The sequence below is a fragment of the Mesorhizobium sp. WSM4849 genome (assembly GCF_055811385.1).
The window spans coordinates 78,563-99,125 of record NZ_JBVVPW010000018.1 but is presented as its reverse complement, the minus strand read 5'-3'; the positions used below and the strand labels follow the sequence as shown (position 1 = coordinate 99,125).

The following is a 20,563-nucleotide window of genomic DNA, read 5'->3' as shown; positions in this document are numbered from 1 at the left end:
AATGGCAGCCGGGCCGGCGTCGAGCCGGCCTGGCTGCAGGATTGCAAATGCGATTGGATCCAGGTTTCAACTCGATGGCTGATCAGGCACTCGATGGCGCCGCATCACGGCCGCTGCTGTCGCTCCGCAACGTCAATATGACGTTCGGCGGCGTGAAGGCGCTGAAGAATGTCAGCTTTGAGGTGCTGCCGGGCGAGGTGCATTGCCTGGCCGGCGAGAACGGCTCCGGCAAGAGCACGCTGATCAAGGTCATTACGGGCGTGTACAAGCCCGAGGCGGGCGCCGTGATCGTCTATGATGGCCAGAGCTACTCCCATATGTCGCCGGTTACGGCGCAGGCCGGCGGAATTCAGGTCATCTGGCAGGACCTCGCCCTGTTTCCCGAGATGACTGTCGCCGAGAATATCGCGTTCCAGACCGTCATCGGCCGCTGGCCGCGGCTGGTGAACTATGCCGAGATGCGCCGTGTGGCGATCAACGCCTTGCAACGTCTTGGTGTTACCCTCGATGTCGATCTAGCACTCCACCACTTTCCCATCGCACAGCGGCAGATCGTAGCAATCGCGCGCGCCCTCGTCGGCGAGGCGAAGCTCGTCTTCATGGACGAGCCGACGGCGTCGCTCACCCAATCCGAAACCGACTATCTGCTGGACATTGTGCGCAATCTGTCGGCGTCGGGCGTCGCCGTTGTGTTCGTCAGTCATCGCCTGGCCGAGGTTCTTGAAATCTCCAGCCGCGTGACGGTGTTGCGCGACGGCGCTTTGGTCGGCGTCTATCCGACCAAAGGCCTGACCCAATCGCGCATCACCGAGTTGATGACAGGCAAGACCTTCGACTATTCCGTCCTGCACCGCGATTTAACCACGAGCCCGGTCATGCTTGAGGTTAAGGGGCTGTCGCGGCCCGGCGAATTCGAGGACGTGTCCTTGACCGTCCGGCGCGGCGAGACGCTCGGCATCACCGGGTTGCTTGGGGCAGGGCGCACCGAACTGGCGCTGACATTGTTTGGCATGCGCAAGCCGAAATCGGGCTCTGTCGTCCTGGACGGCAAACCCGTTCATTTCGGTTCCAACCGTGACGCGATCGCCGCCGGCGTCGCCTATCTTTCGGAAGACCGGCTGTCGCTCGGTCTCATTCAGCCCCAGGCCATCGCCGACAACATGGTCATCGCCTCGCTGGACAAGATCCTTACGGGCGGTCTCATTTCGAGCGATCGCAAGCAATCTCTGGTCAATCGCTGGATAAGGGATCTTGGCGTCAGGATCGGAAAGCAGGACGACGCGATCTCGACCCTGTCAGGGGGAAATCAGCAACGTGTCGCCATTGCAAAATGGCTGGCCACCGACCCGAAGCTGCTTATCCTCGACGCACCGACGGTCGGCGTCGATGTCGGCGCGCGCGCCGGCATTTTCGACATCGTTTCCAAGCTGGCGGACAGCGGCCTGGCCATTATCCTGATCTCGGACGAGGTGCCTGAAGTCTATTTCAACGCGGACCGTGTGCTGCACATGGCTCAGGGGCGCATTGTCGGCGAATTTACGCCGGGCGCTACGACCCTCCAGGCGATCGAGGAGGCGGTCTATGCGTAGGTTTGTCCGCTCCCACGCAACGGAACTGGCTTTGCTCGCCGTTATCGCCGTCATCTGCGTCTTCCTTTCGTTCGCGACGGACCGGTTCTTCACCCTCGGCAACGCGTTTGACCTTCTGAACACCAGCTCGGTCAACATCATCTTCGCCGTCGGCCTGCTCGTCGTGCTGATTGCCGGCGGCATTGACATCTCCTTCGCGGTTGCCGCCTCCGTTGTGCAATATCTGGCGGCGACCGTCCTTGGCTGGATCGGCGGCGGGAACTGGATTATCGGCCTCATCATCGCTGGCGCCTTGGGCGTCGCGTTGGGCTGCATCAACGCCTTCCTGATCCACAGGTTCAGGATCATCTCGATCGTCGCCACGATTTCGACTTTCAACATTTTCTTCGGCTTGCTGATGTTCTTCACAGGCGGCGTGTCGATTTACAATCTGCCGGACTGGCTCACCACCCGCGTCGTGCTGTTCGAGCGAGAGATGGCTGACGGCAGCTGGGCGGAGATCACCCTGCCAGTGCTCATTATGGCCATATGCGTCTTCGCGACCTGGGTGTTGATCACGCGCACCACCACTGGTCGCCAGCTCTACGCATTTGGCGACAACCCGGAGGGCGCGCGCCGCTTCGGCATCAATATCGGCGCCATGCAATTTATCGCCTTCGGCTGGCTTGGCCTGATGGCGGGTATCGCCGGTCTCGTCCAAGCGCATTACGCGCAGGAGGTTGTGCCGAATGCCCTTTATGGGCGCGAACTCGACGTCCTGGCAGCCGTAGTTCTTGGCGGTGCGCGGCTCGGCGGCGGCAAGGGCAGCGTGCTCGGCTGCATTCTGGGCGTTCTGTTGGTCTCGATTACCCAGAACGGACTTAATTTGATGGGTGTGTCGCCTTTCGCATTCAAGATGATCGTTGGCGCCATCATTCTTGCCGCAATCACCCTGTCGAACACCAGCATCGAACGCCTGCTGCCGTTCCTGAAAAGCCGACGGGTGCCTTCATGACGGTTTTGATTGAACGCGTCCGCAACGCGCTCGGCCCCGAACTTGCAGGTCCGTTTGCCGCGTTCGTGGCGGTCATGGTCGTGTTCGGCTTTGCCGCGCCGAACTTCCTTTCCCGTGCTACCTTTGGATCGGTCGCCTTCCAGCTGCCGGAGCTCGGCCTCCTCACACTCGCCATGCTGCTGCCGATCCTGACCGGCGGCCTCAACTTGGCCATCACCTTCACGGCCAACATGGCCGGCCTGACGCTGGCTTGGGTACTGCAAAGCCAGGGAGGCGTCGACGCTGGCATCGGCGCCTTCGTCCTTGGCTCGGTCCTTGCCATCGCGGTCGGCGCACTGAGCGGGCTGATCATGGGGCTCGTCATCGCCTACACCAAGGCTCACCCGATCCTGGTCTCGCTGTCGATGATGATCTTCCTGCGCGGTCTCGGCGAATTCCTGACGCGCGGCGGCGACGTGTCCGGCATTCCCGGCTTCCTGGCGCCGATCGGCTACGGTTCGATTTTTGGCATCCCGGTGCCGTTGCTCATCTTCATCGCTTGCGTGCTGATCTGGCACGTCTTGCTGACGCGCATGAAGCTAGGCTTCAACACTTACATGATAGGCTCCAATATCGAGGCCACGCGCTATTCCGGTATCAATACGCGCAAGGTGCAGGTTCTCGTCTACACATTGTCCGGGGCGATGAGCGCGGTCGCCGGCATCATCATGCTGGCGCGCTTCAATTCGGTGCGTGTCGGCCACGGCGAGTCTTACCTGCTGATCACCGTGCTTGCCTGCTTCCTTGGCGGGGTCAATCCGTTCGGCGGCTTCGGTCGGGTGATCCCGGTCTTCGTTGCGCTGGTCGTGCTCCAGCTTCTGTCCTCGGGACTCAATCTGATGGGCGCAAACCAGCATCTTGCGACGGCAGTCTGGGGCGTCCTGATGATCACGGTGATGATCCTGCGCTGGCTTGCCGGGCGCCTCAAATTCCTAAACACAAACAGAGGGTGAGTTAGATGCATGGTTTTGGGGTCCACACCTCGATGTGGACGATGAACTGGGATCGGGCCGGCGCGGAGAAGGCGATTACGGCTTCGGTCAAATACGGGATGGACTTTATCGAGATCGCGCTTCTGAACGCGCCGGCGGTCGATGCCGCGCACACACGCGCCTTGCTCGAAAAGCACAATCTTCCTGCCGTTTGCTCGCTTGGTCTGCCGGAGCGCGCCTGGGCCTCGGTGCGGCCGGATGCCGCCATCGAACATCTCGAAGTGGCGATCGACAAGACCGCCGAGATGGGCGCGCTGGCGCTTTCCGGCGTGATTTTCGGTGGCATCGGCGAACGCACCGGCCTGCCACCCACCGAAAAGGAATACGACAATATCGCGCATGTGCTGACCGTCGCCGCCAAGCACGCCAAGAAGCGCGGCATCGAGCTCGGAATCGAGGCGGTGAACCGCTACGAGAACCATTTGATCAATACCGGCGCGCAGGCCGTCTGGATGGTCGAGAAAGTCGGGGCCGACAACATCTTTGTTCATCTCGACACCTACCATATGAACATCGAGGAGAAGGGGGCCGCCAACGGCATTCTGGCCGCCCGCGATCACCTGAAGTACATCCACTTGTCTGAAAGCGATCGCGGCACACCAGGCACCGGAAACTGCCCCTGGGACGAGATTTACGCAACGCTGGCGGCGATCGGCTTCAAGGGCGGACTTGCCATGGAAAGCTTCATCAACATGCCGCCGGAAGTCTCCTACGGCCTCTCGGTCTGGCGGCCGGTTGCGAAGGACGAGGCCGAAGTGATGGGCAATGGCTTGCCGTTCCTGCGCAACAAGGCTCGCCAATACGGTCTGATCTGACACGATGGATCACGGGCAGAAGGCGGACGGCGCAAGGATCGCCGTCTTCGACGTCGGCAAGACCAACATAAAGCTCTCCGCGATGACGCTCGACGGCGTGCTTGTGGAGAGCCTCTCTGTCCACAACGAAGTGCGGCCCGGTCCACCTTGGCGGCAGCACGATCTCAACGGCATCAGCGACTGGTTGTTCGGCTCGCTCGCCACTTTGTGCCGACACCATCCGCTGGAAAAGGTGGTCGGCACCGGACATGGCTCCGCGGGAGTTCTGGTGAACGCAGATCCCGACGACACTTGCGCCCTGCCGATGATTGACTACGAGCAGGACCTGCCGCCGGCAATTCGCGATGGTTACGCGCCGCTTTCGGGCGATTTCTTCGATCGCGGCAGCACGATCATGCTGAAGGCCGCCCACCAGGCGCGCCAGCTGTACTGGATGCAGCAGGTTGATCCGGAGTGCGTCGCTCGGGCTCGTTGGTATCTGGGCTTGCCTCAATATTGGGCCTGGCGGCTGTCAGGCGTGCCATCGGCTGAAACGACGATCCTCTCGGCGCAATCACATCTATGGAACAATGTGCGCAAGCGGTGGGCGCCCATTGTGGCGGGGCAGGGATGGCAGCGCCTCATGCCACCATTTCATCCGGCCTGGGAGAGGTTGGGGCCAATCCGGCAGGATCTGGCGCGTCGGCACGGCATACCGGAAGAGCTTTCTATTCTGACCGGCGGCCACGACAGCAGCCTGAACCTCTACCGCTATCAGGCGGCAGGCATGCGCGACGCCTGCGTGATCTCTACCGGAACCTGGATTGTCGGAATGTGCGCGGCGACACCTCTCGACCCGCTCGATGAAAATCGCGGAATGGTGCTGAACAGCGACGTGGCAGGACGCCCGGTCGGCGGCGTTTTGACCATGGGCGGACGTGAGTTCAGTCATGTGGCAGGGCAGGGGCAAGAAGGAAATGCAGCCGACGCTGCGCTGGTCAGGTTGCTGATCGAGCAGGGCACTTTCGCATTGCCGTCGTTCGGCGACGATGACGGCCTGTTTCCAGGCAGCGCTGGGCGCGGCCGGTTTGAAGGGCCGCCTGCAGAAACCCCTGCAGAGCGCAAGGCGCTCGCGGTGCTCTATGCCGCGCTGCTGACGGTAGAATGTATCGATGCGCTGAACGAAAACGGGCTGGTTGCATTGGATGGCACCTTCCTGCGAGACCCGCTCTACGCCACACTGGTTGCCGCGCTGCGGCCAAACGCCGAAACGGTCTACAACCTCGACTCTTATGGCACCGCTTCGGGTGCGGCGCTACTTGGCGAGCATGAAACTCGTGACACGCCGGCTCCGATCGCGCTCAGCCTGCCGGCCGCCTTTGCCGGCGATCATGAGGCGCTCGCAGCCTATGCACAGCGGTGGCGCGAACTGATCAAGCGAAACAACTTGCAACAGGGCAAGACCAGCAAAAGGAACGATCGATGACTGATGACAGCGCTCTGCGCCGCGAAATGGTGGATGTTTGCCGCCGGATGAACTCCAGCGGTATCAACCAGGGCAATGCCGGCAACCTGTCGGTGCGCTCCAGCGACGGTTTCCTGATCACGCCCTCGTCGCTGCCCTACGAAACGATGACGCCCGAAGACATCGTCGAGATGGACTTTGACGGTACCTATGTCGGCCGACGGCCCTCTTCGGAGTGGCGCTTCCACCGTGACATTTTGAGGGAGCGGCAGGAGATCAACGTCGTGCTGCATTGTCACTCGCTCTACGCCACGACACTGGCCTGCCATCACAAGACGATCCCGAGCTTCCACTATATGACGGGAGTGGCGGGCGGTACGACCATCCGCTGCGCCGGCTACGCGACCTTTGGCACGCAGGCCTTGTCCGACAATGCCTTGGTGGCACTCAAGGGTCGCCTCGCCTGCCTGCTCGGCCAGCACGGCCAGATTTCGCTCGGCAAGACCATGGAAGCGGCGTTGTGGCTGGCGAACGAGGTCGAAACCCTATCGCGCATGTATGTCCAGGCGCTTACCCTTGGCGAGCCGCCGGTCCTTTCCGACGAGGAGATGGCGCGGGTGATCGAGCAGATGAAGAAGATGAGCTATGGCCAAGCGCCGGATCCGGAGGGAACGAACGATTTGGCGCGGCCGCGCGACGCTGCGGTCTAGCGCTGCTGCGGCAGATTTTAGAGGAGAGAGGTCTGTTTTTCCCTCGACTGTGGCAGGTTACGGCAAACGTTGAATCAAATCGTTCAGCAAAAGCAGCAACGCGCCGGCGACCACAGCTGCAGCCGCGTCGTCCAGCATGATGCCGACCCCACCCCTTACTTTCTCATGCACGACGCCGATGGGCCAAGGCTTGACGACGTCGAAAAACCGGAAAGCAAGGAAACCTGCTGCCCACCAGACCGGGTCGAGCGGCAGCATGGAAAGCGTTGCGGCGGTGCCGAAGGTCTCGTCAATGACGACGATCTGCGGATCCTCCGTCCCGGTACGGGAGATGACATGCGACGACGCCCATACTCCCACGGCGAATACGGCCATGTAGGCAAGCACGATCAGCCAAGGCGATGCAGGTATCAGGAGCGCGGCAAGAGCCACTCCGACGCCCGCGCCGACCGTGCCCGGCCATACCGGAGATAATCCTGCGCCGGCAGAGGTCGCGAGTAGGTAAGCAAACTTAGGCAGAAATTTACGCATGGAGTTTTCGGACGGCTTCCCCGCGAATTGCGAATATGGGTTATAACGAAATTTTCCGTTTCGCTGCCAGCTTGGCAGCCTCTGGCTACCTTAATCCATTGGCCGCATTCGCCAAAGAAACGCTGCTGGCTTGAACTGGGAAAGACGTCTGAGCCGGTCTCGGCCCGCGTTGACCAACTCGAACGGTGCCGATGGGCTGGAACGAACCCGCAATTTGCCGGTTAAGCTCCGCGCAACGACATCATCAGAGGAGCCGAGTAATCATGATCGCCGGTCTCATGAAACGTCGTATCGACCCGCTATGGGAGCATGCCGCTTCTCCGCTGGTCGGGATCGGCATGACTCCGAACCAGGTAACATCAGGCGGGCTAGTGCTCGTGGCCCTGTCGTGCGCCGCCTATCTGTACCACCAGTCAAGCCTTGCCTTTGGCCTTTGCCTCGCGTTTGCCTTCACCTTCGACGCGCTGGACGGCGCGGTTGCCCGTCGCAGACATATGAGCACCAAGGCCGGCGGTTATTTCGACGCCATGGCCGACCGTTATCAGGAACTTGCCGTTTTCGCGGCAATAGGCTGGGTCGCCGATCTGTGGGCGATCGCAATGATCGCATTCGCCGGCGGGATCCTCACCAGCTACGCCAAGGCGCGGACGGCGATCGAAATCCCTATAGAAAACCACGCGTGGCCGGATTTCTTCGAACGGATGGAACGCCTTGTGTTCATTTGCGTGCTGCTAGTCGCCGACGGATTGGCGACCGCCAAGGGCGCCGCTTCGCCCTGGATTCTGACGGGCGGGTTCGCGCTTTACGCACTGCTGGCAAACGCCACAGCTGTGCAACGGATCAATCGCGCATTTGCGATGCTCAAACGAGCGGACGCGAAGCAGCCGTGAGCCCGCGAGAACCCATACTGGCTTTGGGCGGCGGAAAACGCGAGGCGCTGTCGCGGGCACAGTCGGGTTAAAATCAATCCTGGCGCGGCCTGCGTCATCTCTGGGCATAGCGAAGTTGCTGACCCTGTGGGGCCAGATGTCCGCACCGTCGTTAGACCGTTTCGAGCCGGCTGAACCGAACCGGGATGAGTTTGCGAGTCTTCAGTTGCCCTGCCGAATTCTTGTCGATGACCGTCAGCAACTGCACTTCCTCAGGTCCGACAGGCAGAACCAGGCGTCCCCCCGGCTTGAGCTGATCAAGTAAAGCCGGTGGCGCCCGCCCAGCCGCAACGGTGACCAGGATCTTGTCGAATGGGGCGTGCTCGGGCCAGCCGCGAGACCCGTCCCCGACACGAATGCTGACATTGGATAGACCGAGGCCCTGCAGGAGAGTCTCGGCGTGGCTTGCGAATTCCTCGATGATTTCGACGCTCCAAACGTGCCCGGCGAGTTCCGCGAGGATTGCGGTTTGGTAGCCCAGCCCGGTGCCGATCTCGAGCACCGCCTCGTGCGGTTGGGGAGCAAGGAGATCAGTCATGAGAGCGACGATGAACGGCTGCGAGACGGTTTTATCGAAGCCGATCGGCAGCGGCATGTCCTGGTAGGCATAAGGCGCAACCGAGGCTGGCACGAAGAGATGCCGCGGCACTCGCCGCATCGCAGCCATCACGCGCTCATCGAGCGCCGCCTTGCCGAGTTCTTCGCTTGCAAGGTCGGTATGGATTGCAATCATCTCGACCATGTGCCTGCGTAGCACTGCGAGATGCTCTTCGTTCATTGGCTTCATGACCGTCGGGCTTTCTTCAACCAGGCTTGCTGCCAGATAGGCTTATATCCTGTTCGTCACAGCAACGCCCGGCATCGTTTCCAGTTGCGGGTGGCCTACGGCGACCAGAGGTAAATTTGGCGTTGCATCTTGATAGATATCGTCGGCGGCCCCGGAGATCCGGTGCCATGTCGCCATAACGGTATGTCCTGGATCGCGGTGATTGAACGATGAACGGCTGAATCGCGTGCATGCGTGGGCAGCGGGCGATCTCGACCGGGGCGTTGTCGTTGTAGTAGTGGACGCCTGTTTCACCGATGCTGCGACTGCTGCATGGCTTCGGCAGCAGATGCCGCGACAGGCGGTTCGGGAGGTTCCTCACTCACCTACACAATCAAAGTTCCTAAATATCCAGCTAAAGTCCGGAGGCCGCTACTTTATCGCTTCCAGGAGTGCTGAGTGGAACTCGCCGGGGGCCTCTGCCTTGCCGCTCGGCCGTCGTGGTTGAATCCTCATCAGCTAAAGTAGTGAAATCTGATGGAACTACCGGCCCTGATGTGCCATTTTACCACGTCGTGAGAGAAGACGAAGGCAAATGAGCCAGCACAATGCCACTGTGATAGGCGTCGTGGTGCCCATGTTCAATGCCGAGAGAACCATTCTCCCGACGCTGACCAGCATCTGCCAGCAGAGCCACCAGGCGCTGGACATTATCGTAGTGGATGATGGGTCGACGGACCGGTCCGCGTCAATCGTGGCCGCCTATGCCGAGCAAGATCGGCGTATACGCCTTTTCAGGCAGCCGAACGCGGGTGTTGCGCACGCACGCAACAGCGGCGCCGCTGCCACCGATGCGGAGTTGCTAGCATTCGTGGACGCGGATGATCTTTGGGCTCCATCCAAAATCGCACTGCAACTGCGCGTCCTGCAGGAAGGAGGCTCGTCAGTTGGCCTGGCATATTGCTGGTTTGCGGAGATCGACGAGGACGGTCGGATATTTTCAGTCAAACAGCCCGATGCCGATGGTCGCGTGCTGCAACGCATGTGCAGAAACAACTTTGTCGGTAACGGAAGTTCCATGCTTGTACGTCGCTCCGCATTCGAGCGGGCGGGACAGTTTGATCCTTCCCTGAGGGCGAGGAACGCACAAGGCTGCGAAGATCTTCTAATGTGCCTCAGAATAGCGGAGAATTACGAGTTTCGTGTCGTGCCCCAACATCTTGTGGGTTACCGGAGGACGATCGGCAACATGTCGAGCGATGTCATGCAGATGTTTCGTTCGTATGAAATTGTCCTAGCCGAGTTTCGCGAGAAATATCCGCAATTTGGGGGCGATCTCAATGCCCATCTGCTTGACACGATCAATGCGCTTGCCGTGAGGGCTTTGATTCAAGGGCGGCCTTCCGCAGCCTGGTATCTGTCGAAGAAGCTCTTTGTCCTGGAGCCGCGCACGGCTATTTCACGTCTGCCTCACACGGTCGACGTCTGCTGCCGGGGGCTGGTTCCTCGCTGGATCAAAGTTCGAGTGAAACGGATGCGAAACGCCGAGTCTCGGCCTCTTTATGAAAAGATTTATCTAGAGAGGTGAGCGCGTCCCTGTTCGGATGCACGAGCCGGAGCTGTTGAAGCTAGATGCTTGATGCCAGGCATTGGCGGCGCATCCCTGAGCGGCCACCAGAACAATGTTACCACATTTCCATAGGACACGTATAACGTGCAACTACGCTGCCTCTATACAACATTTAGTTGTTTAGTTCGCGACCGCCGCTCCTGGTGGCGCCTCCAGCGTAATTGTGATGGTGTCACCCGGAGCAAGCAGAGTATCTTCAGTCGCCTCCGTCGTCGCTGCCCGTCCGTCAGTGGAGCGGGTTACACCGATCGTAATGCGGTCCCCTTCGCCTACAAGGTCGCTGCGCATCTGCATCACGTATGCGATTTGTTTGGTCAATGAATCCATCTCAGCGCGCATTTGCGTCATTGCCGCGCGTTCAGTCTGCAAGTTAGCCAACAGGTCAATTCGACTCTGGTCGATAAGCTTATCAAGACTGCGCTGCAAATCCCCTTGGTCGCGTTCAAGTCGAGCGATCTCAGCGTTGGTTTGCAAAGCGCGGGTCGCTGACAAGAGCACTGCGCGTTGAGCATTGTTGACGCTAGTGATCGGGATCAGACCTTTTTCGAAGAGCTTCTTGAGGCGAACAAGTTCCGCCGCATCTGCGGCTGCGCCCGCTTGATCCGCCTTCTGCTGCTCCTTCAGATAGCCCATTCGTTCCTCCGCCTTGGTTGCGGCCAACTTAATTGAAGCGCGCTCCTTCTCCTGATCCGCATAGACAGCTTCAAGATGCTTCCCCTCCTGCTGCAAAGCTTCGTCGCGACGAGGTTCGAGGCTCGGGTCACGTTCTGCGTCCGGAAGCGCAATCGCTCTCGCGCCGCTCAGCTGCGCCTCTATGCGAGCAGCTTTGATTTCGCTTTCCTGGTACTTGATGCGCACAATGTGGAGGCGGCCGCCAAGGTCCGCTGCTGTCATTTCAGGGTTTTGAAGTCCACCGCGACCGTAGCCGCCGCCAGTCGCCACAGCTTGTCGGACAGTCATTCCTGGTCTGAAGGTCTGAGTCCCAGGAGAGGCAATGTCCCCGTCAATATAGACGGGTCGGTATTCCTCAATATCAACTACAATCTGATCCGGATAAAAACCAGTCCAGGTCTCAGTGCCGTCGGTGGATCGTTGCGGAAGGGATTTTGGCTTTAAAACCTCAATTACCTCCTTGCGAACATCATCTATTGTCTTCCCGAGAACGTTTAGCGGGCCTAGGACCGGCAACACGATTACACCGCTCTGGTCGATCACAGCTCGCTTTTGCATCTCGGGATAGCCTATGACAGCGAAGCCGATCACGTCGCCAGTCTGCAGACGGTACTCGCCGACATTGTGCTCCTCTGCTAGGGCAAGGCCATTCGACGGAATCGCGTATGCAAACAACAAAAACATGCATGCGAGCGCAGCGCAGCTGCCTGCCCGCATCCAGCGCACCGATCTATTCAGCATTCACTTTCACCCCGCAATGCTTGAGCATGACATCGACGCAGACCTTTCTCACAACGCCATTCCTTTGAGGCGAATTTACGCTCTGGAAGAATACAACTATCCGGCGGCCACCGCGATCGCGGCGATTATGGTTTTGCCATCGTTCGCGATGCCCCTGGTCGTCAATCTGGTGCAGTCGTGGAGCCGCACACGCTATGGCTGACGTCACCATCGTGTCGCCGATCGGAAGCGACACCGCCGGCCAGCGAGCAGCCGGTCGGCGCGCTAACTGCTGATGGCAGTCGCGTCCTGGTGGCCTGAGCGGCATTGGCCGCCTGAGGCGCGGCCGCCATATCCGCCGCTCCGCTAAACACGGAAGCTGCGCGGCGGACACACCAACGTCGAAGCCATCCCATTTTTGTTCAACTTGGCGCACACAACTCGACTCAGCCTCTTCCTAAATCCACATCGCATGGCATGGCCGGTCCGTGTGGCAAACCTCTCTTGGCTGCCGAACGGGAGTTGGTCGCGCCTGGAAGCGTCCTGGCACAGGTTGGGGCGCAGTTATTCGCATCTGCTAATATATTGGTCGCTCTGACCCGTTCCGGTATGTTATGATGGTTAACGCGCTGAGGCCTGGATAGCCAAGGAGCGCGCCACGCGGCTGCGAGTGGGACGGTGATGTCCTTTTTGCCTTTTTTGCGAGGCCTTATCATAGTACTGTTGGCATTCGCCATCAGTACATATTTGCTCACCGTCTCCCTCTGGAGCACGTTTGTCCAAACGTTAATTTGTGGGATCTTGATACAGATCGGGTACTTTGTTGCTGTCATGCTGCTAGTGTGGCGCTCGGTCTCCAAAAAATCGGTGACTCCGAAATCACACATCGCGCGATGAGCCGAAAGGGAGCAACTGCCGAGCCACTTAGTAAGTGAGGCGGGCCCCCCCTCCGCCTTTATAGGCTCCGGCTGCTAGAGCAGGACGATCAGCAAGATGAAACCCCACGCCACGAAACAAAATGTGACTGCAGCCTGTCTTATTCGGGCACCGGAGAGGCTTTCCGCGAGGCGCCAAATGCACTTGCGATGATCGTTATCGCGCGTCTGTGATCGACGAGCCATTCCTGTTTCCCGCAGGACAGGCTCAACCGGAGCCCGGAGTCTCTTGCTCAGATGTTTTGCCATTTGGCAATACGACTCAATTTCTTCCTTCAATTGGAGCTTACGACATGCAGCGGAATTGCGGCAGTCGGAGCATGGGCCGCGTGAGGTTTCGTTTATTGCATCAAGGTTAGGAGTTGCGCCTTTAGCGAAGAGCGGGCTGATGCCCGCCCGAGCGGTGTGCCTGGGTGTGCCTGTGCTCCGCGGGCGTCGATACTGAATTTGCAGACATTTAGTCAGATAATGTGGTATGGTGTTTGTCACTACCAATGCGCTGCCAGTCTCATCCCACAGGTTTGAAGGCTTATGCTCCGCGAAGTTGAAAAACACCCGGATTCTGCCTTCACATTCGGCGATCCTCAGTGGGGAACGATTGATCTCGAAACACTCGTGGCGGCAGCGCTACGGCAGTTGAGATTCGTCCTTACATGCGCGCTCGCAGGACTTGTGCTGGGGCTGGCGTATCTTTGGGCCGAGGTGCCCTTGTACGAGTCGACCGCCAGAATCCTGATCGACAAGAACCAGCCATCCATCGTAACGAAGTTAACAGAGAGCGGAAGCTCCGCACAGCTTGACCCGATGATGCTGAGTCAGGTCGAATTGTTGCTTTCCGACCGCATCGGGCTAAAGGTCGTTGACAGCCTCGGTCTTGCTACCGATCGCTCTTTCTTGTCGGCGCCATATTCATTGCTCAACAGTCTCACAGGATCGGTCGCTCGGTGGCCATTCATCGGCAGTTCCGAAGCAAGCGGAGCGCCGGTGAAATCGAGTGCCGCGCGAGGACCCGATCCTCGATGGCAGGCATTTGGCATTCTGGCTGAGAATATAACGGTAGCTCGTGTAGGGCTTTCTTACATTCTGGAAGTCCAATTTCGGTCGCCTAGCGCCGAAATGGCGCAAAAAATAGCCAGTAAGTATGCAGAAATCTATATTTCTGACCAAGTCGGAGCCAAAGACGAGTCGATTATCCGAGCTCGTGGCGCACTGGCGGAAGAGCTCGAGACGGTGCGGAAGCGATCGGTCGATGCCGAGCTCGCAATCCACAGGTTTCGAACAGACAATACGCTGACCAAGGAAACGCTGGTTACCTTGCGCCAGCTCGAACTTGAGGCGTCCTCTCTCAAGTCGCAATATGAACAGGTCCTGCAGCAGTACCAAGCGAGCCTGCAGAACCTTTCGATGGCGTTGACGGAGGCGCGGACTATCTCGGAGGCACCAACCCCCGGCAGACCGAGTTATCCGAACAGCAGTCTTACGTTGGCGATCTGCGTCGTGCTCGCCGGCATGGTTGGCGCCGGTGTGGGCGGAATTCGGGAGTACCGGGAGCGCTTTTTCCGCACGTCGGCTCAAGTGCGCGATGAGCTCGGACTTGAGACGCTCGGAATGATCCCATTACTGGACGGGAAGCCAATTCGCCGAAACAAGCACGATCGTGCGGCTGGAGAGCCGTCATTCATCGAGGTGGGGAACAGCGCTTTCAACTGGGTAGAGCAACATCCGCGCTCGGAATTCGCTGAAGCGATGCGAACTGTGAAAGTCGCTGTTGACGTCGAGTTACCAACGAAGAGCACCAAGGCGCTCGGCATCGTTTCTTGCCTCCCGGGAGAAGGGAAGTCTCTGGTCGCTGCTAATTTAGCGATGGTTCTTGCTATGCAGCGTTGTAAGACGTTGTTGATCGATGCCGATATCCACAATCCGGGCTTGTCCCCTATGTTAGCCAACGGCTGGGAACGAGGCCTGGCCAACTTGTTGGCTGGAGAACTCAATCCGAGAGACTTGCTGGCCCATCAGGCATTGCCATTGAGGTTCCTGCCCGGCGTGAACCAGAGCCAACAAAAGCTCGCAAACACCGTGCAGCCTATCGAGAAAATGGGCGACTTTCTGCTCAAGGTGGGCCCCATGTTCAATTACGTCGTGGTTGATTTGCCCCCGTTGGCTCCAGTCGCGGACGTGAGGTCCTTTGTCCAGCACCTCGACGGCCTTGTTCTGGTTGTTGAATGGGGTGTGACAGCTCGTACATTCGTGCGCGAAATCCTCGACAACAACCCGATCCTGGCGGATAAATGCATCGGCGTTCTGCTCAACAAGGTTGATACCAAAAGAATCAAGCGGTACCAAAAGTTCGGCAGCGCCGAATTTTATAGTGAACGTTACCATCGGTATTACCAGGCCTAGTTGTGGAGCAGGCAGCCCCCCTACAGTATCCCCTCATATCGGCTAAAGGCGAGGCGGGCGGCGTTGGGAGTTCTTGACCCATGATATCTCAGCCTCCGCACGGCATCATCCTGATGACGTACGAATATCATCCATTTCCTGGTGGCATCGGAACATACGCCGCACGGTTGGTCGACATCGTTCGTGCTGGTGGCCACGCTGCGACCGTCATAGCGCCTGCCTATCCTGACCTTCCTGCCGTTCCCCAGGAGCCGGATACCCATCGCATTCTGCGGCATCATCAAATTTCTCCATTCGGGGCGCTGCGGGCGCTTTCTATTCTGCGCAACGTTCCTAAGGACAGGTTGTTTTTGGTCGCCGACATACGCAGTGTACTTGTGACATATGTGCTACGACCGTTCCATCGCAGAGGGTATCGAGCGATGATTCATGGCAGCGAAGTCAGCAAATTCAGGACCGATTCCATCCTTTTTCGGTTTGTACGCCGCGCCTACGAAGGAGCAGAGGTCGTTTTCGCCAACTCACATGCGACGCTGCGGATCTTTTCCGAAAGTTTTGGAATGCCCCGGAAGGGTGTCGTCACGTATCTCGGCGTGGATCCCATGTGGTTTCAGCCAATCCATGGGAATTTTGAACACCCGCAACTTGCAGCTGTACCACAAGCTGCAAGCGTCATTTGCGCAGTCGGACGTATCGAGCCTCGGAAGGGCCAGTTGGAAACTGTCCGGGCTATCGCGAGCGCGCGCGATGAATACGGATTAGACAATCCGATCTTTGTGATGGCTGGACGGGCCGAAGATCAGGCCTATGCCTCAAAGATATTGGATGAAGCAGCACGAACTCGTGTTCCAGTGATCGCTACCGGTAGGCTGTCCGACGACGACTTAAAGCGCTTATACCGCCGTGCGGCGTGCCACACATTGTTCGCACGAGAGCTACAGGGAAAGATCGAGGGCTTCGGGCTAGTGTTGGTTGAGGCCGGTGCGCAAGGATGTCCTTCGATAGCGACGGCCGTCGGCGGCATACCCGAGGTCATGGACTCCACTGGTGTGCTGGTGCCCCCGGAGGACGTGAACGCGATGGCCCGCGCGATAGCAACCTATGTGGCCAATGCAGAACTGCGTGAGCACGACGGTGCTCTTGCCAAATCACGGGCACGCACCTTCGACTGGGCAACCTGTGCATGCGCGACGTTTCCGGAGCTGAAATGGGGCTGAGCCCGAGGCCAAAGTAGCTGCTCAGCTTTTCCGGAGTCGGGAACCAATGAATATCGCCAAACGATGAAAGGATTGTTGAAGCAACCACGGAAGTCCGCCCGGTATCGTCATCAACCGGAGAGCTCGTGATCCTTGAGCGATTGTTTGGCGAGAGTTTTATCAAGCTCGGCGAGCTGCACCGATACACGTTCGAGCTCGTTGACGCCTTTGTTAACAATGCCGCCGAGCGCGCTCTGCGCGGTATCGCTCTGGGGCGAAAGGCATGGCTCTTCGCCGGATCGCAGCGCGGTGGAGATCGCGGTGCGTTCATTCGCTGATCGTTACGGCAAAGATGTACGACATCGGCACTCAGGCTTGGCTGGCGGATGTCCTCGCCCGGATCCCGAACATCCCCGTATCCAGACTTGGAAGCCCACCGGAAACACCCGGCAAGAGGCCGCCTGATGGCACGCCCAACCACGGTCTACACGATCGAATACGTCGCAACGCTGATCGGCGAGAACCTCGAACTCCTCCAGGAAATCGCCAGCAACTCAGACAATATCGACTACGGCGAAATGATCTACGCCCCACGACGGAACCGACGAACCGACGAGGGAATCACTACTTTCACCGAGAGCCTGAAGGAGTTCCTCGCAGACGTACGGACCTGGGAGGGCGGTGTTCGACAATTCCTCCTGGATTTCCAATGCGATCTGGAAATGATCGAGCGCATCTGCCCGATCGTGCGTGCGGAATTCGCCTCCCCTTTGTGGTGGGGTCGGGAGATCTCCCAGTCTTACCCGCCCAAAGACCTCGCAACCCCTTAATCCCTACCCACAAGGCCCACTAGGGGAGGGAAAGTTTAGTTTAGGTCGCTGCCCGACGGTGTCCCTATACATTCATTAGTGATCCCCGGTACTAGCGTTGAGCACCCCGATATTCGTCGACAATGCTGCTCAGTGGGATACTGGTTCCGGTGAGCCTTCCCAGGAAATAGGCTCCATTGCTGCCGTCAATCTTGTGATCCTCTCTGATCATGCCGTCCATGAGCGCGGCCAGCGCGAAGGGAAGACTAAAGACGTCACCAAGCCACCGGCTCCGGGTAAGGCCACGTACGAAATATTTCGCCGCCCAGTAGAGAGACAAGCCGGGTCCACCGAGCGCTCCGCGACTGATCGTTTCGAAATTCCGGAACAGCCAGCGATGTCCGACCTCAGTGAAGCGCGTAAAATCATATGCGCCCTCATGCACTTGCTGCATGAACGGTGTCTCGGCGTAGACGAGACCGCCGGGCTTGAGCACGCGAGATATCTCTGAAACGACCTGTTCCGGGTTAATCACATGCTCGAGGACCGCCTGAATGCAGACGCCGTCCACCGAGCCGCTGGCAAGCGGAATCTGATGAGCGTCCGCGATGAAATGCGTGTATGCGGACGGGTAGATGTCGAATGCAATCTGTCGAACGGCTTCGGTCTCATAAAGGCCATCGGTCCCCGCCCCCTTGGTTGCGGCGCCGATCATGAGCACGAGGGGGCGCTCAATCCCATGGGAGAGAACGTGATCGCGAAAGCTGACAACGTTGCGCGCGCTAAGATTCGCAGTTCCGAAGAGCCACCCCTTGGTGATCCTCAGCCAGTTCGGCCGCCTCTTTATGGCTGAGATGCCACTTGCCGTCAGCACATCGGCACGCACGAGACTGCAAGAGAAATCGATCAGTGCCGGCTGACCATGCACAACCGGATAATCGGTCGTTTGCGCATCGGAGAGCTCTGATTTCGCCTCCGTTATGGTCCTGCCGTCGCGGTACAGAATAATCGCTACGGAAGGATTCCCGGGCTGCCGCATGAGATGCTCGAACTCTCGCCATTCCGCCAGCATCATTAAGAGCCGTCAGCAAAGTCTTTGCGCAGGGCGCGGTAGAACAACAGCTTGGCTGCGCGGCGCACCTGCGGATCCACGCCCCTCGGCAGGACGCTAAGAAGGATGTAAACGTAGACGCGCCAGGACAATGGATCGTGCCACATCGCGCGAATGAGCAAGCGCGCTCCGCGTTTCTTTTCGCCTTGAGCCACGCAATCATTGCCCGCCTTCGCGTACAAACGCGCGTTGCGCCGACGCGCGAGGTGCGTAAGTTCCGGCCGTCGCATGACCCATTCTCGCGTGAGGCGTTCGGCTACCGGCAGAAGCGCGTCGAGTCTGCGGGTTATGTTCGAGCCATGGCGCCGTTTATAGACGAGTGCTTCGGCTACGTGTTGAAATGTCCAACGCTCGGCTGCGCGCAGACAAAACTCTGTATCCTCTCCAGCCCTGAATGCCTCGTTGAATAACCCGATATCTTCGACCATCTCCCGCCGCATAACCATACTGGAAGGAACAATCGGCCCATCAAGCAGAAAATATGTCGGCAGCGTATCGCATTGGTCCGCGCGATAGCGGCGCACGGCGACGTGTAGAGCATCGGACAGATCCGGAGCGGAAAAATCGACAAAATCGCCATAGACAAGACCTGCCTTGCAGCCATTGCCCAAGACGGCTAATTGACGCTCAAGCTTGTCCTCGGCCCAGAAGTCATCGCCGTCGAGAATTGCAATAAGATCGCCGGCAGCATGTCTGATGGCAAGATTCCTCGCCGATGAAAGCCCGATACCCGCCGTCGTCAGGACATGTACGCGCGGCTCCCTGCGACCCAGCGATGCAATCACTTCCGACGAGCCGTCCTTTGAGCCATCATTCACAATGATGATCTCTTTGATGTGGCTCGACGCGGTCTGATTAATCACGCTTTCCACTGCCTGCACGATGAAGCGTTCTTCATTGTGGCATGTCATGATAACCGAAACACTCATCTCGTGTTTCCTGGCAAGGGGCTCGCGAGAAATCGAGGATGTCTCATGCTCCTGGGGTGGCTCCTCCGCACCCTGTGCAATGATAGGCAAAGCCCGTGCCGCGTCAATTCAGGCAGGAGCGAGACAAGGGTTAGCGTGACGAAAGCTCGTGTGCCGGAGGCTTCTGTTCCAACGTAAAAGGCGCAAGGAACAAGGAGCACGAGGGGCAGAAGCCGTGCCTGGGCCGCTCCGATCAATCCGTGAGAAAGGGCCCAGCTTAGAGTACGGCTTAAGCGAAACCACGCAGCAATCCATATGGGAATATAGAGGCTGAGCCCAATGATGCCGTTCTCGGTGAGGATGCGTTGAAACTCGCCATGTATCCCCAGCCGCAACTCGTCAGGAAGTCCGCTGAACTCCGTATCGATAATATTCTTGAATTGGTTCGTACCCACGCCCATCAGTGGATGTTCGGAGATGAGTTGTCTGGACAGAGTGAAAGCAAACGCGCGCTGGACATTGCTCGGGGTGTCTCCAGGGGCATATTTCCCCGTCGCGACCAAGTATTCGTATTGCCCCATGCTCAGCGGATCGAGAATGGTCTGCATTTGCTTCTCGACATAGGCGTTATCCATCGTGGTCGACAGCACGAAAAGTGCCACGAAGCCGGCGGCGATCGCTGGTACCATCGCAGCGAGCCGTCCGCGCATCAGAAGCGCAGCGGTCAGAAAGAGATAGATCAAAAACGCCTTGCGTTCCCCGGATAGCAGGAGCAGGGGAAGTATCCCTGCCCATGCAAACCAAAGGCCGCGCCGCTTGCCCCGTTTGGCGAAGAGGAGGAGCCCCGCGAGCGCAATTGGAAGGAAGGTGAATACGAGCCTTGGGTCGGCCAAGTGCTTCCAGCCGACCGAGTAGCCATGAGCCACATGCCAGGTGATCGTATAGGCGAGAATCAGCACCATGCCGAAAAGCAAGATGTTGACGGCCTTCTGCGTCTCGAGCCATCTAGCCTCCTGTGCGATGGCGAACGCAAAGGCGCCCACAGTGGACATCTGCAACAGCTCGCGCAGGCCATTCTCTGCGTCCACGCTGAAGGCCGAGACCATGTGCCAGCCCAAGAAGGGCAGGAGCAGTAGAAAACCGGCTGAAAAAGCCAAATTTCGCCAACGCCCCGTCGCCAGGCCAATCACGAGCATCAGCAATGCGATCAGCTCGAACGGACGCAGCAATACAAGACCCGTCTCGAGCCTGATTGGCAGGAAGAGGCTCAGTATCGCGAATGTGAGGAGATAACGCATCACAGCCCCCTCGCGGCGCGATATTCTTTTAGCATGTTCTCTTTCCCGGAAACAGAACTTGTTGGATGTATCAAT

17 protein-coding genes and 3 pseudogenes are annotated in these 20,563 nt (G+C 58.7%); 14 read left to right on the top strand and 6 right to left on the bottom strand.

Annotated features, from left to right (window positions below):
* Positions 1-74: 74 nt before the first annotated feature.
* The 6 genes from AC0L3L_RS21075 (at position 75) to AC0L3L_RS21050 (ending at position 6,583) form a co-directional block, all read left to right on the top strand.
* Entirely contained in the window at positions 75-1,589 is a 1,515-nt protein-coding gene (locus AC0L3L_RS21075) for a sugar ABC transporter ATP-binding protein (RefSeq protein WP_473638992.1), read from the top strand.
* Complete coding sequence (locus AC0L3L_RS21070; RefSeq protein WP_473526346.1) at positions 1,582-2,583, top strand: ABC transporter permease; 1,002 nt, start codon at positions 1,582-1,584, stop codon at positions 2,581-2,583. The genes AC0L3L_RS21075 and AC0L3L_RS21070 overlap by 8 nt, the downstream gene beginning before the upstream one ends.
* Positions 2,580-3,575, top strand: coding sequence for an ABC transporter permease (locus AC0L3L_RS21065; protein ID WP_473638991.1), 996 nt, complete (start codon positions 2,580-2,582; stop codon positions 3,573-3,575). Before AC0L3L_RS21070 ends, AC0L3L_RS21065 begins: the two co-directional genes overlap by 4 nt.
* Positions 3,576-3,580: 5 nt before the next feature.
* On the top strand, positions 3,581-4,429 hold the full coding sequence (locus tag AC0L3L_RS21060) for a sugar phosphate isomerase/epimerase family protein (RefSeq protein WP_419696439.1): 849 nt from the start codon (positions 3,581-3,583) through the stop codon (positions 4,427-4,429).
* Positions 4,430-4,511: 82 nt separating this feature from the next.
* On the top strand, positions 4,512-5,894 hold the full coding sequence (locus AC0L3L_RS21055; RefSeq protein ID WP_473638990.1) for an FGGY family carbohydrate kinase: 1,383 nt from the start codon (positions 4,512-4,514) through the stop codon (positions 5,892-5,894).
* The gene (locus tag AC0L3L_RS21050) at positions 5,891-6,583 is read left to right on the top strand and encodes a class II aldolase/adducin family protein (RefSeq protein ID WP_292179337.1); all 693 of its coding nucleotides are present in this window, start codon (positions 5,891-5,893) and stop codon (positions 6,581-6,583) included. Before AC0L3L_RS21055 ends, AC0L3L_RS21050 begins: the two co-directional genes overlap by 4 nt.
* Positions 6,584-6,640: 57 nt before the next feature.
* On the opposite strand, the gene AC0L3L_RS21045 is transcribed toward AC0L3L_RS21050, so the two are convergent.
* A complete protein-coding gene (locus AC0L3L_RS21045) occupies positions 6,641-7,114 on the bottom strand; it encodes a phosphatidylglycerophosphatase A family protein (protein ID WP_473638989.1) in 474 nt (157 codons plus the stop codon).
* 263 nt (positions 7,115-7,377) lie between these two features.
* Between AC0L3L_RS21045 and AC0L3L_RS21040 the strand changes: the two genes are divergently transcribed.
* The gene (locus AC0L3L_RS21040) at positions 7,378-8,004 is read left to right on the top strand and encodes a CDP-alcohol phosphatidyltransferase family protein (protein WP_473526342.1); all 627 of its coding nucleotides are present in this window, start codon (positions 7,378-7,380) and stop codon (positions 8,002-8,004) included.
* Positions 8,005-8,155: 151 nt separating this feature from the next.
* On the opposite strand, the gene AC0L3L_RS21035 is transcribed toward AC0L3L_RS21040, so the two are convergent.
* Positions 8,156-8,830, bottom strand: a complete 675-nt coding sequence (locus AC0L3L_RS21035) for a protein-L-isoaspartate(D-aspartate) O-methyltransferase (protein WP_123147269.1) — start codon at positions 8,828-8,830, stop codon at positions 8,156-8,158.
* Between the two features lie 574 nt (positions 8,831-9,404).
* Here AC0L3L_RS21035 and AC0L3L_RS21030 point away from each other — a divergent pair.
* The gene (locus tag AC0L3L_RS21030) at positions 9,405-10,397 is read left to right on the top strand and encodes a glycosyltransferase family 2 protein (protein WP_473638988.1); all 993 of its coding nucleotides are present in this window, start codon (positions 9,405-9,407) and stop codon (positions 10,395-10,397) included.
* A 162-nt stretch (positions 10,398-10,559) separates the two neighbouring features.
* On the opposite strand, the gene AC0L3L_RS21025 is transcribed toward AC0L3L_RS21030, so the two are convergent.
* Positions 10,560-11,795, bottom strand: coding sequence for a polysaccharide biosynthesis/export family protein (locus AC0L3L_RS21025; RefSeq protein WP_473638987.1), 1,236 nt, complete (start codon positions 11,793-11,795; stop codon positions 10,560-10,562).
* Positions 11,796-11,931: 136 nt separating this feature from the next.
* On the opposite strand from AC0L3L_RS21025, the pseudogene AC0L3L_RS21020 reads away from it, so the two are divergent.
* The 6 genes and pseudogenes from AC0L3L_RS21020 to AC0L3L_RS20995 form a co-directional block, all read left to right on the top strand.
* A pseudogene (locus tag AC0L3L_RS21020) lies at positions 11,932-12,054 on the top strand (molybdate ABC transporter permease subunit); the annotation flags it as partial.
* Positions 12,055-12,512: 458 nt separating this feature from the next.
* Positions 12,513-12,728: an exopolysaccharide production repressor protein gene (locus AC0L3L_RS21015; RefSeq protein WP_473638986.1), complete on the top strand. Its 216-nt coding sequence runs from the start codon at positions 12,513-12,515 to the stop codon at positions 12,726-12,728.
* A gap of 569 nt (positions 12,729-13,297) precedes the next feature.
* Complete coding sequence (locus AC0L3L_RS21010; protein ID WP_473638985.1) at positions 13,298-15,166, top strand: Wzz/FepE/Etk N-terminal domain-containing protein; 1,869 nt, start codon at positions 13,298-13,300, stop codon at positions 15,164-15,166.
* Between the two features lie 80 nt (positions 15,167-15,246).
* Positions 15,247-16,383, top strand: coding sequence for a glycosyltransferase family 4 protein (locus tag AC0L3L_RS21005; protein ID WP_473638984.1), 1,137 nt, complete (start codon positions 15,247-15,249; stop codon positions 16,381-16,383).
* A 212-nt stretch (positions 16,384-16,595) separates the two neighbouring features.
* Positions 16,596-16,789, top strand: a pseudogene (locus tag AC0L3L_RS21000) (transposase domain-containing protein); the annotation flags it as partial.
* A 37-nt stretch (positions 16,790-16,826) separates the two neighbouring features.
* Positions 16,827-17,099: pseudogene (locus AC0L3L_RS20995) on the top strand (hypothetical protein); the annotation flags it as partial.
* A 184-nt stretch (positions 17,100-17,283) separates the two neighbouring features.
* Here AC0L3L_RS20995 and AC0L3L_RS20990 read toward each other — a convergent pair.
* Genes AC0L3L_RS20990 through AC0L3L_RS20980 form a run of 3 tightly spaced genes read right to left on the bottom strand, consistent with a single transcriptional unit; the run spans position 17,284 to position 20,488 of the window.
* Positions 17,284-18,246, bottom strand: a complete 963-nt coding sequence (locus AC0L3L_RS20990) for a class I SAM-dependent methyltransferase (RefSeq protein ID WP_473638983.1) — start codon at positions 18,244-18,246, stop codon at positions 17,284-17,286.
* On the bottom strand, positions 18,246-19,211 hold the full coding sequence (locus AC0L3L_RS20985; RefSeq protein ID WP_473638982.1) for a glycosyltransferase family 2 protein: 966 nt from the start codon (positions 19,209-19,211) through the stop codon (positions 18,246-18,248). The genes AC0L3L_RS20990 and AC0L3L_RS20985 overlap by 1 nt, the downstream gene beginning before the upstream one ends.
* The gene (locus tag AC0L3L_RS20980) at positions 19,208-20,488 is read right to left on the bottom strand and encodes an O-antigen ligase family protein (protein WP_473638981.1); all 1,281 of its coding nucleotides are present in this window, start codon (positions 20,486-20,488) and stop codon (positions 19,208-19,210) included. Before AC0L3L_RS20980 ends, AC0L3L_RS20985 begins: the two co-directional genes overlap by 4 nt.
* Positions 20,489-20,563: the final 75 nt, after the last annotated feature.